The 15,855-nt window shown below is 65.2% G+C and carries 11 protein-coding genes; 8 read left to right on the plus strand and 3 right to left on the minus strand.

Going from position 1 to position 15,855, the window contains the following annotated elements:
- Nucleotides 1-230: 230 nt before the first annotated feature.
- A complete protein-coding gene (locus AMK58_RS01770; RefSeq protein ID WP_059398532.1) occupies nt 231-596 on the plus strand; it encodes a hypothetical protein in 366 nt (121 codons plus the stop codon).
- Nucleotides 577-888 carry a hypothetical protein gene (locus tag AMK58_RS01775; RefSeq protein WP_035683428.1) on the plus strand — a complete coding sequence of 104 codons (312 nt, stop codon included), beginning with the start codon at nt 577-579 and terminating at the stop codon, nt 886-888. Before AMK58_RS01770 ends, AMK58_RS01775 begins: the two co-directional genes overlap by 20 nt.
- A gap of 45 nt (nt 889-933) precedes the next feature.
- Here the strand turns inward: AMK58_RS01775 and AMK58_RS01780 are convergent, their stop codons facing one another.
- On the minus strand, nt 934-1,272 hold the full coding sequence (locus AMK58_RS01780; protein ID WP_137165162.1) for a hypothetical protein: 339 nt from the start codon (nt 1,270-1,272) through the stop codon (nt 934-936).
- Between the two features lie 320 nt (nt 1,273-1,592).
- Between AMK58_RS01780 and AMK58_RS01785 the strand changes: the two genes are divergently transcribed.
- The 6 genes from AMK58_RS01785 (at nt 1,593) to AMK58_RS01810 (ending at nt 13,502) form a co-directional block, all read left to right on the plus strand.
- On the plus strand, nt 1,593-2,741 hold the full coding sequence (locus AMK58_RS01785; protein WP_035683425.1) for a hypothetical protein: 1,149 nt from the start codon (nt 1,593-1,595) through the stop codon (nt 2,739-2,741).
- Entirely contained in the window at nt 2,738-3,796 is a 1,059-nt protein-coding gene (locus tag AMK58_RS01790) for a hypothetical protein (RefSeq protein WP_059398534.1), read from the plus strand. The genes AMK58_RS01785 and AMK58_RS01790 overlap by 4 nt, the downstream gene beginning before the upstream one ends.
- Complete coding sequence (locus AMK58_RS01795) at nt 3,775-5,646, plus strand: Hsp70 family protein (protein WP_035683422.1); 1,872 nt, start codon at nt 3,775-3,777, stop codon at nt 5,644-5,646. Before AMK58_RS01790 ends, AMK58_RS01795 begins: the two co-directional genes overlap by 22 nt.
- 127 nt (nt 5,647-5,773) lie before the next feature.
- The gene (locus AMK58_RS01800; protein ID WP_158283123.1) at nt 5,774-9,478 is read left to right on the plus strand and encodes an ATP-dependent DNA helicase; all 3,705 of its coding nucleotides are present in this window, start codon (nt 5,774-5,776) and stop codon (nt 9,476-9,478) included.
- 236 nt (nt 9,479-9,714) lie between these two features.
- Nucleotides 9,715-12,402, plus strand: a complete 2,688-nt coding sequence (locus tag AMK58_RS01805; RefSeq protein ID WP_051141022.1) for a UvrD-helicase domain-containing protein — start codon at nt 9,715-9,717, stop codon at nt 12,400-12,402.
- Nucleotides 12,399-13,502: a M48 family metalloprotease gene (locus AMK58_RS01810; protein ID WP_035683420.1), complete on the plus strand. Its 1,104-nt coding sequence runs from the start codon at nt 12,399-12,401 to the stop codon at nt 13,500-13,502. Before AMK58_RS01805 ends, AMK58_RS01810 begins: the two co-directional genes overlap by 4 nt.
- A gap of 326 nt (nt 13,503-13,828) precedes the next feature.
- On the opposite strand, the gene AMK58_RS01815 is transcribed toward AMK58_RS01810, so the two are convergent.
- Nucleotides 13,829-15,289, minus strand: coding sequence for a serine/threonine-protein kinase (locus AMK58_RS01815; RefSeq protein ID WP_035683419.1), 1,461 nt, complete (start codon nt 15,287-15,289; stop codon nt 13,829-13,831).
- The gene (locus tag AMK58_RS01820; protein WP_059398536.1) at nt 15,286-15,855 is read right to left on the minus strand and encodes a hypothetical protein; all 570 of its coding nucleotides are present in this window, start codon (nt 15,853-15,855) and stop codon (nt 15,286-15,288) included. Before AMK58_RS01820 ends, AMK58_RS01815 begins: the two co-directional genes overlap by 4 nt.

Genomic DNA, 15,855 nt, shown 5'->3' on the forward strand with positions numbered 1-15,855 from the left:
TCTGCGCATGCGGTCTGGACCCTCCCGCGAGGTGGGCGGCGATGGTCGCGAGGTAGTGGGATGTGACGGCGGGCGAGGGCGCGCGGGCGTCGTGCTCGGCAAACACCGCATATCGAGCCGCTGTCCTCCTGGCGGTAATATATGCCCAAGATGGCTTGAGCAGCACCGGAGGGAGAGGCACGGCATGGCGGAGATGCGCGCTGCCACTCTGGCCGCTGTGCGCCTCGTCGATGGAGTGCCATCTGCTGCGCTTCCTTGGCCGGCACCGGCGGTTGCTCGATGAGCTCGTTTGCGCGGCGATCGGGGCGGAGCGTGTCGTGTGGCTCGACCAACCATTCGATGCCTCCCGCACGTGGGGCGATGGCGAATGGCAAGGGCTCGACTTCCTGCCCAAGGATTCCACCACGCGCACGGCCTGGACCGGCCTCTGGCCGCCGCGGGGCAGCCAACCCACTTGGGACGCCATCGGCCATGCGACGCACGACGGCGTTGAGGAATGGCTGCTGGTCGAGGCCAAGGCCAACCTCGAGGATCTGCGCAACTCCTTGCCGGGCCAGCCCGCAGGGTGGGCGCCCGATGATCGAGCGGGCGCTTGACCGCGTGAAGCGGGAGCTCGGTGTGCCGCACGACCGAGATTGGCTCACCGGGCACTACCAGCTCTGCAACCGCGTGGCCGTCCTCCATGCCCTTATGGAACACGGCGTTGCGGCGCGCCTGCTGTTCATCCACTTCGTCAGCGACCGCGGTGGGCCTGGCCGGACCTGCCCCGGCTCCGCCGCGGAATGGGCGGAAGCGCTGGCCGCCCAGGATGCGCACGTCGGTCTGCCCGCCGGCCATCCGCTCGACGATCGGATTCACCGCCTGTTTCTGGAGGTGGCGCCGCGCTGAGGCAAACGGGGCGCGCCAAAACCGCCTGAGAACGACGTGAATGCTTCAGGCGCGGTGCCGCGGCGAGCGACACGGTTGGCCGGCGAGCGCGAGGGCCACGTCGTCCACGGGAATACCGGCGTGCGCCAGCGGTCTGCGCAGCGCGCTACCGAGGTCGGCGCGCGCATCGCCGCTCACCACGATGGCGAAGGCGTGCGCCGCCGGGTACGCGTTGCTGACGAAGGCCGCCGCTTCGGGCTCGAGCGCCGGAGCCACCCACAGCGCCGAGGATTGGATGGAGGATGTACCGGCCGTTCCATGGGGCTTATCGTCTTGCTCCAAGCAATCGTTGCAGGTGCCCCGCCCGGTGTTGTGCCATTGTGATCGTTGATTTGTCGCCTTCATGCGGGTGGTCTCGCCTCTTTCGGAAGGAAGGCGCTCCCGCTGCAAGCGCTTTCTTGCGCTCACACACGCCAAGGCGGCGCGTCGCCGAACTAGGCCATCGGAGCAATCCCCGACCAACAAGTTTAGGCTCAAGGTGCGCTTGCTTTGAGAAAGTTATCAGGCCTAAGCTCTCGCATTCGTTGTGTAGCGCAAGGTGTTCACCCACAATGAGCAACTTCCAGACACGGACGGTCGGCTTTGTCCTCTCTCCAACGCAAACCGCCTAAGCGCGGACATTGATCTCAGCTGCCTCAGCTCGCAGGCGGGAGAAACGCTAGCCAATGCCAACCCTGGGCTGGATCGTCGACGATGCGGTCGACTTCGAGAACGCTGCGCACCCGCTGGTGGTTGGCGCGCGTGAGCCGCCCGCCTTCGCCTGCCCATTCTGCGCGGCCAGCTTTCCGTCCGAGCGGCGACGTTCCGAACACATCAGTTTAGAGCACCCGATCGAGCGTCCGCTCCTGTTCGTTCGCGGGCGCTTGGCCCCCTCGTCGGTCACGCTACGGCAGCGCTGTGCGGCCGGCGACTTGGCCGTCGAGAACTGCACGCGGATACGTCTGCGCAGGAACGGCGAATGGGAGCCGGTTGCCGCAATCGATGCCGCGCTCGCCCGCATCGCCGCCAGCCGTGATGGGCATTTCCAGCTTGAGCTCGAAAACGGCCGCCGCGCCGACGGTGCATCGGCGCCCGCCCGCTACACGGTGAGCGTGTTGATGGCCGAGGCTGCGGAACTTGACGCGGTCGACCGCTTGTTCCTGGAACGGCTTGCCGCCGACGACGTCACCGTGGCCGATGTCACTCGGTTTGGCGACGCACTGCCCCGCGATCGCGCGGCTCGCGAGTACGGCAGCGCTCTTGCGGACTACGTTCTGGGAACGCTCATCAAGGACCAAGGGCGGCCGAGCGGGGTCACGCTGCCGTTCGAGCGTTTTGCGGAAAAGTACAAGTCGGCGCTGGCGGTGCTGCACGAGCTCGACCGCTCCGTTGCCGCGACGGTAACGGCCTGCATTCGCTTCAACCTCAATCAATTTGAGGGGGATGCCGTTCGGTCGAACGTGCCGGTGCTCGATGCCGCCTTCGCCGCGCTGGCCGCTCTCGCCCGCGACCAGGCGGCGCTGCCCACACGGCCTCACTGCCCAGGGGGACGGCGCATCGCCTCTTGCCCGATCGACCGGTTGACGGACGAGGTGCTCGATGCCTTCGAAGCGCTGGGAACGCACGCGCCTCGGCACCGGAGGCAGGCGTTGATCGAACGCGCCGAGAGCGGTTTGCTCTCCAGCCAAGATCGGTCGAAACTGCTGGCATTCTCCGCGGTGTTCAGCGTACAGGCCGGTGATGCGGATCTGAGCCGCCGGGCGCTGCGAATGCTCGCCAACGACGGCTCTTTTGCGCGCTGGGCCAACCGTCAATTGAGAGAGCTTGAGCCATGAGCCATCCCGATATTGCAGCCGGGATTGTTGGGCAGGCAGCCGAACCGTCACAGGAAGCGCCAGCCGAAGGCAGCGCGCCGCCGATCCTGTCCTTGCACGACTATTTCCGCCAGGAGAAGCCGGCGGCGGGTCCCTTCCTGAGCGGGCTGCGCAAAGCAAAGCCGAAGGGGTTCGAGCCCGACGACGTGCAAGCCGCGCTTCGCACGCTGCCAGAGACCGACCCCGAATTTCAGAAATGCTTTGGGCTTGCGCAACGGGCGCTGGTCGAGAAGAGCAACAGCTTGGCGCACGCCTGCTTCCAGTTTGTTGGTCAAGCGGTGCGCCAGCGTCTGGCAGCCGAGTTCAATTTGGATATCGACCTCGAGACGCCGGCCCCCGACGTTTTCCAGGCTGTGGCTTATGCCGTCAAGCCGGCGCTCGCCGACAAAAAGCTGGAAAAGCGCGCCATGGCGCTGCTGCTCGCGGCGGCGCTGTGGCTGTTCCGCACGCGCCAGCTCGACTACGCGCACGTCATCACCACGCTGCGTGAGCTGGTGCAGCCGCCGGACAACACGAAGCAGGATCCAACAGCGCGGCAGATTCAGCAGAACAATTACCGCTTCCTTGCGCAATTTGGATCGCGGGCTGCGACGTTGAAGGCGTTGGCCGATTTTATCGGCCCCTGGATCGCTCAGGCGCAGCACATGCGATCGGAAGCGGCCCGCCAAGAGCAAGCCGCATCGGCCTTACGACGGGACAAGGAGGCGCTCGAGCGGGCCCTTGCGGACGCGCAAGCGGACTTGGCCGCCAGCCGCGCCCGCCTCGCGGAAGCCGAATCCCGCGTCGCGTCGCTCGAGAAAGCGCTCGATGAGGAGCGGGTCGGCGGACGCCACCGGGTGACCCAGGTCAAAGCGGACATCCAGGGATTTCTGACGGCGCAAATCATGCCGCTCGTGGCGGACGCGGGGGAGGCGGCCTCCCTCAATCCACCGCGGGTTCACGTCGTTGCCGAGCGGGTCGAAACGATAGGCGATCGAATCGGGAGAAAGATCGAATGGCTCAAGTCTTCGGACTAGATTTCGGCACCACCAACAGCCTTGCCGCGATCGTGCTGAACGACAGCGTGTCCGTGCTGACCGACCGCGAGACCGATCGACCTCACCCGTCCGCGGTCTGGTATCACGGCGCCGAGGTTGTCGCGGGACGGCGCGCCAAAGACCAGCTGACGGAAATTGCCACGGGCGTGGTTGGTGATGTGGTGCGATCGCCGAAATCCTATCTCGGGACCGGAGCGGCGATTCACGTCGGCGGCGTAGCGCGCGAACCGTCCGACGTCGTTGCCGACATCCTGCGGCACGTGCGCACCGATGCGACAAGCCTCCCCGGAATGAGGGACATGGGGTTCGACCGCGCGATCGTCACCATTCCGGTGAACATGAAAGGGGCCGCGCGACGCGAGCTGCGGGACGCGGCTTACAAGGCGGGCCTGCACATCGTCCAGTACGTCCACGAGCCGCTGGCCGCTCTGTACGGCCATCTCCGCTCCCAATCGTCCTTCAAACAAAAGCTGGCCGAACTGGAAGGCCGCTACGTGCTGGTGTTCGATTGGGGCGGCGGGACGCTCGACCTTACGCTGGTCAAGCTCGTCGGCGGGACGCTGGTGCAGATCCAGAACATGGGCGACAACACCATCGGCGGCGACCGCTTCGACGAACGCCTCGTCAACCATGTGAAAGACCGGCATGCGAACGTTTACCGACTTGCCAGCTGGCCCAGCCAAATGCCGAACGCGGAGGCGCAACTCATCGGGCAGTGCGAGCTCGCCAAAATCCGGTTGTCGGAGCGCCATTCGGCGACCGTGTTTATGGCCAACTTCTTGCGCTCCGACGGCCCGGAGCGCACGCTGGACCTGGCGGTTGGCCGCGAGGAATTGGAAGGGCTGACGCGCGACCTTGTCGATCAGGGCATGGCCAACATCGACCGCCTGCTCGCTTCGGCGAACGTTCCCGAAGCCGCGGTCGCCCTCTGCCTCGCCACCGGCGGCGTGGTGCAAATGCCGGCGATCCGAAACCGCCTGACCGAGAAGTTCGGCCTCGCCCGCGTGCCCACCATCGGGAACGGCGACCGTGTCATCGCGGAAGGGGCGGCGTGGATCGCCCACGATGGGCTGCGCCTATGCCTCGCTAAGCCGTTCGAGGTCTTGCACGCCGACGACACCTACGTGCCGGTCATCCACGAGGGCACGTTCCTGCCGCTGGAAAATCAGACTCATCCGTACGAACTGGGCCTGTACTGCGTCGACCCGCGCGACGGGCTGGCGAAACTGCAGTTCACCCGCCCGCAATGGCCGGGGCGGTGTCAGCCGGCCGACCCGCGGCACGTCTACACAAGCCTTGCGCTCGGCGTCGACGCGACCGCTCGACCGCTTTTCGAGCGGCTGGAACTCAGCGTGAAAGTCGATCACGACCTGATCGTCACGGCGCGTGCGCGTTCAACGTTGCGCGGCGACGAGCGGGCGGTCGAGATCCATGACCTTGAGTTCGGCTTGGCCGCCGACCAAACGCGCACCAACGGCGTCCGAACGCAGGACCGCGATTCTGGAAGCCCCCGACCGCGCGGCAGCGGCGGCGCCGTGCGGCTGCGCTCGAACATCGCCCGCAACCAGGATGCCTGGGACCTCGTGCCGGGCGAAATCGTCGAGCGGTATCGGTCCAGCTATCTGGACAAGCGCCTGAGCCCGCCTCAGCGGCAGGTTGAGGAAAGTATGTATTACAAGTCCTGTTCGATGTGCGGCAAGTCCACCTACGAGATCAATTCGCAGGGCTGCGCGCGCTGCCGCCAGCCATCGCCCGAGGAGGCTGCCGCAGCACGGGAGGCGCTGAACGCGGCGATAGCCCGGTCGGGAGGACCGGCGCCGCTCGCCTAGGCCGACGAATTGCAGGCGCTGTTCGGTCGACGGACCGAAGACCCGGTCCGCCGCCGCGCGCCCACATCCCCGGCGGCTCAACGCATGCTCGGCAAGCGGGCCGCCGATGTTGATTGGAAACCACTCCATGACGACTCATCTCACCGCCCGTTTGACGTGGCACGACACCGCATGGAACGGGCGCCTCTGCGCTAACCCGGACACCAACGCGGCTTGCATGGAGCACGAGCACGTGCGTGCGCTGCGTAGGCTCGACGTCGAAGCGCCGCACGCCGGTTGTGGGCTCGTCGACCTCAAGCGCGTCACTGGCTACCTTCCGCCTTGCCAGCGCGACGCGAACGCGTTCGGCGAAGACGCATACGTCATTTGTCACCAAGACCCTCTCGACGGTCGCAACCTGCCGAGCGTCGAGGAGGACGTACCGGCGTTTTCGGTGTGCCCGACCCCGTACCGCTGGATGCTCGAGTCGAACTTCCGGGACATCTGCGAGGCGGAAAACCTGCTCATCCCAGCGCCCAAGAATCCTTCCGCCACGTGGGTGCAAGAGGACACGCGCCAACGCCAACTGCTCGAGCGGTTCTGGGGCAAGCTTGAGAAGAACCGTTCGCTCGTCTTCTTCTATTGCAACCGTGGCAACGCGGTTGACGACGAAGCCAACCGCCTGCTGGTCGGCGTGTCGCGCATCGCAGAGGTGGCAAACCCAACGTACTTCGGCCAGAGCAGCGCGTTTCCGGGCCGGTTTCCCGTGTGGTCGCGCCGCGTCACCCACCATTACCCCCGGGAGGGGGTTCGCATTCCGTACCAGGAATACCTCCATCGCGATCTCGACGTTGACGGGATCGTCTGCCGGCCCCCCCGCGATCTGTCTCTTCCCTTCTCGTATGTCGCCGAACATCTCAGCGACGGCCAAGCCGTCTCGGCGCTGCTCGCCATCATGACCACAGTCGAGCGTCTGGAGGCCGACCGCAAAGCGGGGCGTGGCGTCGATGGTGACTGGGCGGGCGCGCTTGCCTGGCTCGATGGCGCTCTCGACGAAGTCTGGTCCGGGCGCGGCGCCTACCCCGGCATCGGCGCCATGCTGCGCGCGCTCGGCTGCTCTCAAGGAATCGGGTACCACGCCACCGTCCTGCGTCAGCTCGAGCGCAACGGCCGCGATCCTTGGCAACACGTGAAGGACCTGTTCGAAGGCCGCCGTCAGCCGGAGGCCGACTACGCGCACAGCCTGGCCGAAGCAATCCTCTGCTGGCGCAAGATGCCGAGCCGGCACAAGCTCATTGACCTGCTCGTGCGCTTCGAGCTGACGACCGACCAGATCGCGGACATCCTCAACGAGGATACGCGCAAGCAGCGCGGCATTCTCGCCACCAACGATGCCATTCTCGAGAACCCGTACCGCCTGTTCGAACAGGATTGCGGCACCAAGCGCAGCGCCCCGGTTAGCCTCGAAGTTATCGACCAGGGTATGCTGCCGGAGGGCGACGCCGCGCGTTTCCGCACGGACCCGCCGCTGCCGCCGCACGACCACCGCCGCGTGCGCGCCACCATGGTCGCCGTGCTGCAGCGCGCCGCCAGCGCCGGCGACAGCCTGCTGCCCTTCCCCACGCTGGTGCAACGCGCTGCCAGCTTCTTTCCCGAGTCGCGCCGCTGCGCCGCCGATGCCGAAACGATCTGGAGCAGCGAGGACCGCACGTTTCACGAGCAGATCCTCTGGTTCCGCGACGCTCCCGCTCCCGAGTCGTGGAAGCGAGCCGACGCCGACGCGGCAGCGGACGGAGCGGACGACGAACTGGCCGAACTGCGCGAGGACCTCGGTGCCGCCAAGCCTACGGAGGGCGAGAGGCCGATCCTCCGCCTCGCGGCTCTCAAGAGCGTGCGGCGCTGGGAGCTCGAAATCGCCCAGGTGATCAAGAAGCAGGTGGGGGCGCTGGCCGACCTGCCGGCCGAGGGGCCGGACTGGCGGGCGCTGCTCACCGTGCCCGAGGAGGAGGGCGGATTCGGCGAGCCGCAGACTGGTCGAGAACACGCCGCGATCGACGAGAAGATCATGGCGCTCGAGGTGCTGTACCGCAACCGGCTCAGCGTGCTGACCGGCGGTGCGGGCACCGGCAAGACGTCCATCCTCAGGATCTTCCTGCGCACCCTGCGCGCGCTCGAGGGGCCACGCTCCACCCTGCTCGCCGCGCCGACCGGCAAGGCGCGCGTCAAGCTGCAGACCAGCACCGGCCGGCCGGCCGCGACTATCCACCAGGTGCTCAGCGATGCGGGCATGCTCGGCCCCAACTACCGCATCCTGGAAACCCCCGAGAAGGGCAAGTTGAGCTACAACACGGTGGTGATCGACGAAAGCTCGATGCCGTCGGTGGAACTGCTCGCCGCGCTGTTCCGCGCCATCAACACCGGTGCGATTGCCCGCCTCATCTTCGTCGGCGACCCCTGCCAGCTGCCCCCGATTGGCCCTGGCCGGCCGTTCATCGACATGCTGCGCTGGCTGCGCCAGGCCCATCCGGGCTGCGTTGCGGACCTGGGCACCTGCATGCGCACCGACGGGGCCGGAGGGATGGCCGTCGGGCTGCAACTGGCCAACGGGTACCGGGACGAGAGTCCGCCCGGCGACGACATGGTCATTTCCCGTGTCGCGCGCTCGTCCACCCACGGCGACCTGACGCTGATGACGTGGAACGACCACGGCAGCCTCCTGGCGAAGCTGGACGAGGCGTTCGCCATGCTCAACATCACGCCGGGAGACGCCAAGTCGTTCGACCGCTCGCTCGGCATAAGCGAGGAGGAATGGAAGCGCTCGGAGGCGTGGCAGATCATCTCGCCCACCCGCATCCACCCGTTCGGCACAGGCGAGATCAACCGCGTGGTGCAGGAGCGCTACCGCGGCAGGGAACTGACCAACGCCAACAACGCCAACCGCTGGCCGCGCGCGATGGGCGACCAGGGGATCGTGTTCCACGACAAGGTGATGCAGAGGGTCAACGAGCCGAAGTGGCTGCCGGAGGGCACGGAGGGCATGCGCTTCGTGGCAAACGGCGAAATCGGCATCGTCACGGCGGCGTGGAAGAAGAAGCCCGGGGAGGAGAAGGGCCAGGACAAGCTTCACGTCAACTTCTCGACGCAGCCCAAGGCGTCCTACCGCTACCTCAAGAGCGAGGTCGAGGAGAGCCTTGAGCTCGCGTACGCGCTCACCGTGCACAAGGCGCAGGGCAGCGACTTCGGCGGGGTGATCTTCGTGTTGCCGCGCAAGGCGCAGACCCTGTCGCGTGAGCTGCTGTACACCGCGCTGACCCGCTACCGCGGCAGGCTCATCGTGCTGGCCGAGAAGGACACCGAGGTGCTCGAGCGCCTGCGCAATCCCGCCCTCTCCGAGACGGCGCGGCGCTCGACCTACATGTTCGACCTCCTGCTCGGCGACGTCGGGACCGACGTGCCGCTGCCGCCGCGCTACCGGCCGGAAGGCCTGGTGCACCGCGCCGAAGACGGCACGCCGATGCGGTCGAAGAGCGAGATCATCGTTTACGAGGCACTCAAGGGGCTCGGGCTGCAGCCGCTGTACGAGCAACGCTTGTGCGCCCCCACCGACCCCGACGACTTCTGCCTGCCGGACTTCACGATCGTCCATGGCGGCCGCACGTGGTACTGGGAGCACTTGGGCATGCTCGCCAACAAGGGCTATCGCGACGACTGGGAAGCCAAGGAAGCCTGGTACACCAGGCATGGTTTCCGCGACCGCCTGCTGACCTCACGCGACCACCCCGGCGGGTCGTTCGGCGCCGTTTACGCCGATGAAATCCGCGAAACGGCTCGAACGTGGATTCTTGGACATTAGCTCCCTCGACGGCCGGCCGGGCGAGAAGACCATCCGCCCGCGCCGGCCAGTCGGAGCCCCACAAAAATACAATCCGTGGGTTACAAGGCAACCTCACGCTCTCCTAGTGCATGAAAGCACTTGTATATCCACGACTTTTTTTGACAGAATCTTTGATGAAAAGAAGCCGTAGGGGGGTGCGCCGGATAGGAACCGGCGGACGCAGGCACTGCGGTCGGCGCGAGGACTACGCACGAATGGTCATCACTTACCAGCGTCTCAAAGACTTTGACCGCCAGCTGGTTGCGCTCCACGCCCGCGGAGGGCGCCCCCAGAAAGTCGCCAACCGCCTCAAAGTGCTGATCTACGACATCGAGCACGGGTCGGAACTCCCGTTCCGAACGCTTTCGGTAACGAACAACGGCGAGAGCCGCATTGACCATTGCGTGAAGTACGACTTAGGCGACGGTTACCGCTTGGTCACCGTCCAAAACGAGCGCTTCGTCTTCCTATGCTTTTGCGGCACTCATGACGAGACGGATCGCTGGCTGGAGGGGCACAAGGGGCTCACCCCCACCATCGACACCGAGCGGCGGGTTGAGGTGACGTTCCGAACGCCCGAGACTGCTGACGGAACGGCTGCGCGCAAGGGCGGCACCGACCTCGCCCCCGGTCCTCTGGCCGAGCGCTTGCCGCCGGAGCAACTCGACGCGCTCACCGAAGGGTTGAGCGCCAGCGTGCTCACGAGCCTGATGAAGTTGGAGAGCACCAGCTCGCCGGAGGACATTTGGAACGCCACCACGCGCGTCGGCGACCAGGAGCAGGCGCACGCCATTTACGACGTGCTCACGGCGCTTCGTGAAGGCGACCTCGATGAGGCGGTGCGGCGCATCCAGCTCTTCACCGGCGACGCTCAGCCGCTGCTCGACCTCGACGACGACGAGGTGGTCGAAGTGCGCGATGGCACGACGGTGCGCGTCATTCGCGTCGGGTCGGACGACTACGTGCGCTGGATCGAGCGGTTCATGCAGACGGCCAGCTACGAGGATTGGATGCTGTTCCTGCATCCCGCGCAGCAGGCCATCGTCGACGAGGACTTCAACGGCCCCGCCAAGCTGTCGGGAGTCAGCGGTTCCGGCAAGACCTGCATCGTGGTGAAGCGCGCAGTGCGCTTGGCCGAGCGCACGCCGGGCAAGCCGGTGCTCATCGTCACGCTGAACCGCCCGCTGGCCACCCTGATCCGCCGCCTCGTCGACCACGTCTCCCCATCCGAGGGCGTGGCGCAGCGCATCCAGGTCACCTCGTTCTTCGAGCTTTGCCAGCGCTACCTGCATCGCTTCGAACCTGAGAACGACCGTCTCTACAGTGACATCACGTGGAAGCTCAACGAGCACATCGACGAAATTTGGCGCGAGTACTACCGGTGCTGGCGCAACAACGACTCAGCGGCGTGCCTCATCGGCGTTCACAAGTCGCTGAACAGCCGCGGCGTCAGCCCGGAGGCTTACATCCGCCAGGAATTCGATTGGCTGCGCAGCGCGTTCGGGCGGGAGCGGCGGTCGGGCTACCTGGACAAGAGCGTCGAGCGCCGGGGGCGGGGCGTGCCGTTCGACACGCCGTGGCGCGCCACCGTGGTCAGCGCCCTGGACGCGTGGGAACGCAAGATGCGGGACGTGGGGGTGATCGACCAGCTCGGCTTGTCGGTGCAACTGCACCGGTACGTGGATCGGCTGGAGCCGGAATACGCGCACGTGCTCGTCGACGAGGCGCAGGATTTCGGAACTATTGAGCTGGCCATCCTGCGCCGCCTCGCCGCTCCCGGCGAGAACGATCTGTTCCTCTGCGGCGACCTCGCGCAGCAGGTCCAGGCCAAGCACCAGTCGTTCCGCGACGCCGGCATCGACATCCCCGGGGCGCGGTCGCGCAAGCTCGAGCGGAACTACCGCAACAGTCGGGAGATTCTGCGCGCCGCCTACGAGGTGTTCGTCGGCACGCTGGCCAACGACGTTCAGTTCGACGGCGAGCTGGAGATCATTGAACCGGAATACGCGAACTTCTCGACGCCGAAACCCTTGGTGCTGCAAGCCGCATCGCTGCAGCAGGAGGTCGCGTGCGCACTGGCCATCGCCAAGGACTACATCGACGAGAAGCCGCGCAAGGTCTGCATCGCCGTCGCCGGCTTCACACTGCGCGACATGCAGAAGTTCGGCGAGCGGCTCGGCCTGCCCGTGCTCGACGGCACGCGCGCGCTCGGCGACGGCCACATTTTCCTGTCGGACCTTGAGCAGACGAAGGGCTACGAGTTCGACGTGATGTGCATTCTGAACTGCCAAGACGGCGTGCTTCCCGCCGCCGACATGCCGCAGGAGGAGCAGTTCCGCGACGCCTGCCGCTTTTACGTCGCCATGACGCGTGCCAAGTACCAGCTCGTCATTTCCCACAGCGGTGCGCTGACGCCCTGGGTGGCCGCGAGGCAGGAGCACTTCGTGTTCGACCGCTGGAGCGAGCACGTCGACTTAGGCGGCCTCGTTCCGGGGCCGGTTCCCGAAGCGCAGCCGCAGGTGGACGAGGAGGAGAAGGCGGCGGGCACCCAACCGGCCGGCGATCCCTTCGCGGTCAGCGGTCGCGCATTCCTGTACCTCCCGCAGTCCCAGGGCCTGTCGCTCGAGGCCCAGGACAAGCTGGACACGCTGGTCGAGGGACGTAGCCGACAACGCAACAGTCAACACCTTGCGTGGCGCACCGTGCGGGACGCGTTGGAGCACTTGCACGTGCATCCCTACGTTCGAAATCAATTTGGCCCCAAAGTGGCGCGGGAGCTGATGGATCGCTACGGCGACCCGCGCCTCAGGGGTGAGAAGGCATGGAAATCGAACGCGCTGGCATCGCAAAGCAGAGTTCGAAGTGCGGGCGCAATCAACCATGGCGGGAGCATTGACGAGTGATAGGCATCGCTCAAGGCGATCTTTTCGAGACTGAAGACCTTACCCAGGCGGTCGAGGATTTTATGCTCGTCCTCCTGCGCACGCGTCGGCGCCCGTCGGCCCAAGAGCTCGTCAATGATCTGCGCAATCAAGTGGGCCTTGAGGCAGCGCGCCTCCTGCCGCCCCTCCTGCGCCGGCTTGCCGAAAGACGAAAACTCACAAGGGCCGATCGCGATTACTGCTTATTGATCTTGCAAGGGAATGATCTCGAATCGGCGCTTCGTAACCCGCCACCGGAGCTCGAGGCACGATCAACCATTGATGCGTTGGTTCAGGAGAGTCGGCTTTATCGTGAATCGGGTGCGTTCCAAGAGATGATTAACTTCATGGCGGGCTTCAGGGACTACGCACCATACAACAATCTTTTGGTGCGACTGCAAAATCCAAGTTGCAACTTCTATGCGACGGCCCGTGATTGGCGCATTCGCTTTAATCGCGAGTTGGTCGAAGACGCTAAGCCGATGATCATTCTCGCACCGATGCACCCGGTCATGCTGGTTTATGACTTGGATCAGACGGTCGGCCCACCGTTGCCCAAAGAGCTCGAAACGTTTGCCCAGTTTGAGGGCTACTTCGATCAAAGTTGGCTTCAGCGGCTGATCGAGAACGCGGGGCGGCATCGGATTCGAGTGGATTTCAAGCCCCTCTCGTCCACCAACGCCGGCTTCGCAATGCGAGAGAGCGAAGCGAAGGGCTGGAAAATGCGCATTGCGGTGCACAGCCAGCTGGCACCTCCCAGTCAGTTCGGCATCCTCTGTCATGAAATTGCGCACGTTATGCTAGGGCACCTTGGCGCCGACGTTGATCGGTGGTGGCCGGGGCGCGCCGGTCTTGATAAGGCGTCGATGGAAATCGAAGCAGAAGCGGTGGCCTTCATTGTTACTCGGCGTCTTGAACTCACGGGTACTAGCGCAGCTTACGTCTCTCGTTATCTTAGTCATGACCAGGTTCCGCTTGGCATTTCCATCGACTTGATCGCCAAAACAGCAGCATTCGTTGAGCGAATGGCACGGGGAAAGATTCCGGAACCCAAACGGCGCTCAGAAAAGGAAAAGCAGTAGATCAGGCTGGTGCACAGCGACAGCACCGCACCAGGCTTGGGCCATAGCCGACAGCCCAAATATTCTCTTCGGCGGAACAGGCGTGGCGCCCACCGGCGTTGGTGATAACCTCAAAGCGCTGGATGGCCACGACGCAGACTACGCTGCTTCACATGAGCTACTCCAACGAATTCCACAGCTGCGGCGCATCCGCTGTGCTAATGTCGGGTGAAACAGCCGCCACCCAATCCCCAATCCCAATGCCCGCAGCTGGTTCCGCCATTGCGGCTACACAAGCGCATGGCCTTAGCTTTCAGAGCCGAAAAGAGTTTGTTCTAGCTATTGCTTCACGTGAGCCCAAGCGCGCGGAACTGCTCGGCTTTCGAGACCGCCCATGGATCGTCGGGCACTGCCTTCTGGTAAGCCCGCAGGAAGGCCGCAGCCTTTCCCGTATCGCGCATCTGCTCAAATACGGCGACGAGCCTCCGGAGGATTGCCGGCTTGCCCGGCAGTCGCCGGTGCAAGGCCATGAGCTGCTCGGCTGCTGCCTCGTACTTCGCATCGAGCGCGAGAATCGACGCATGCTTGAGCAACAGTTCCGGTGCGTCAGGCGCGTCTGTCAGACACTTCGCGACGAAGGTCCTGGCGCGATCCACTTGGCGTACCTCCAGGTATGCCGAAAGCGCGAGACGTCGGAGCTCGGCGCCGGTGGACGATTGGGCTTCGACTACATCGGTCCGGGATTCGAGGTCACGGATGCAGTCGAAGTAGCGCCCCTCCCGGTATGACGCCTGGACCATGAGGAGAAAGGCTTGTGCGTCCCTTGACGACTCGAATTCCGCGCGCGCCACCAGCTCCGCGTCGCGGTAGTCGCCGCGCTCAACGAGGAGCATAGCCTGCGTTGACCAGTCCTCGTGTGGCGCACGCGTGACCGCGAGAGCGCGGGTGGGCGTGAACTGAACCTGTGCGCGTCGCACCGCACGAAACGCGTCGAGCATCGCGTCGGCGCTCGGCCAGCGGTCCTCCGGTGCGAGCCTTAGGCAGCGGTCGATGAAGTCATCGAGCGGTGGTGACACCGAAGAGTTGATCTCGCGGGCTCTTGGGAACGGCACGTGACGGGCCACCTGGCTCAGCGTGTCGTGCGGAAGCCGCGCGGTGACGAGGTGGTAAAGCAGTACGCCGAGGCTATAGATATCGCTGAGGAACCGGGATGAGCTGTCTCTCGTCGACAGCGTCGCGCCGACGATCTCCGGCGCGGAGTAGAGAATCGTCCCGCCATTCTCGCGTGTTCGCGCGTACATGTCCTCGGGTAGAACGCTCGAACCGAAGTCGGTCAGCTTCACGCGTTCCGCGGAGACGAGGATGTTCTGTGGCTTGATGTCCCCGTGGGACATGCCCACGCGATGCAGGTGAGCGCAGCCTTCAACGACCTGCTCGAAGACGCCCAGCAGCTTATCATAACTGGCAACAAAGCCCTCCTCGCCCCTATCCAGGAGCTGCGCCAGCGTGATCGAGGGGAAGTACTCCATCTCGATCGCGTACCACTCGCGCTCCGGCGGAACACGCCCCATCCAGTGGACGTCGACGACGCACGGGTGCGAGGGCTGACCAACGAGCGGCGAGCCTTCGGCCAGCTCCTCGTTCCGCTTGCCCTGTGCTTTGGGAATTTTCACCGCGACGAGGGCGCCGTCCGACAGTCGCTGGGCTCGCCAGACCCACCCGTAAGAACCGTCGCCCAGGCACTCAACAAGCTCGTAGCGCTCACCGAGGCGCCGATCGGCTCTTGGGACGAAGAACTTGGTCGTCATGGTTCGCCTCGTCGGATGATATTCTCGAGCCGAATCAGGCCGTCCTGCCCGGCACGAACGACAAACTGGTAGAACATCAGTCGCGCCTTCGGATTGCCAGGGACGCGCACACCACCCATCGCACTGAAGCCTCCACGCACGATGCTGCGAAGGCTGTCGTGATCGGGCAGCGTCACGAACCCAACACTCCAGTAGGCCAACAGCAGGATTGCGTCCTCGCAGGCCCACCGCTGCTGGGCGAGGAGCAGAGTCTCGACCTTTGGACGCAAGTCCTTTTGCTTCCCCGCGTAGCGCTCGAACTCGGCCACCAGCGCCACCCGCCTCGTCGTCCGATCGAACCAGACGGAATCCGAACGCACGTCCTCCTCAACGTGCGCAAGCGGTCCTTCGCGCGGCGCGGGCACCTCGGAGACCGCCGCGAAGCCGAGGTCACGGCCGGCCGCCGTGAGGAACGTGCAGCCAAGGCTGTGAACCAAGTGCCCAACGTCACGAACCCCCCACTCTGTCCACATCGGCAGATGGAACGTCGCGGCTTTGATAGTGAGCTGGCTGCAGATGTCGCTCAC

The sequence above is a fragment of the Azospirillum brasilense genome, from assembly GCF_001315015.1.
Classification (GTDB): domain Bacteria; phylum Pseudomonadota; class Alphaproteobacteria; order Azospirillales; family Azospirillaceae; genus Azospirillum; species Azospirillum brasilense.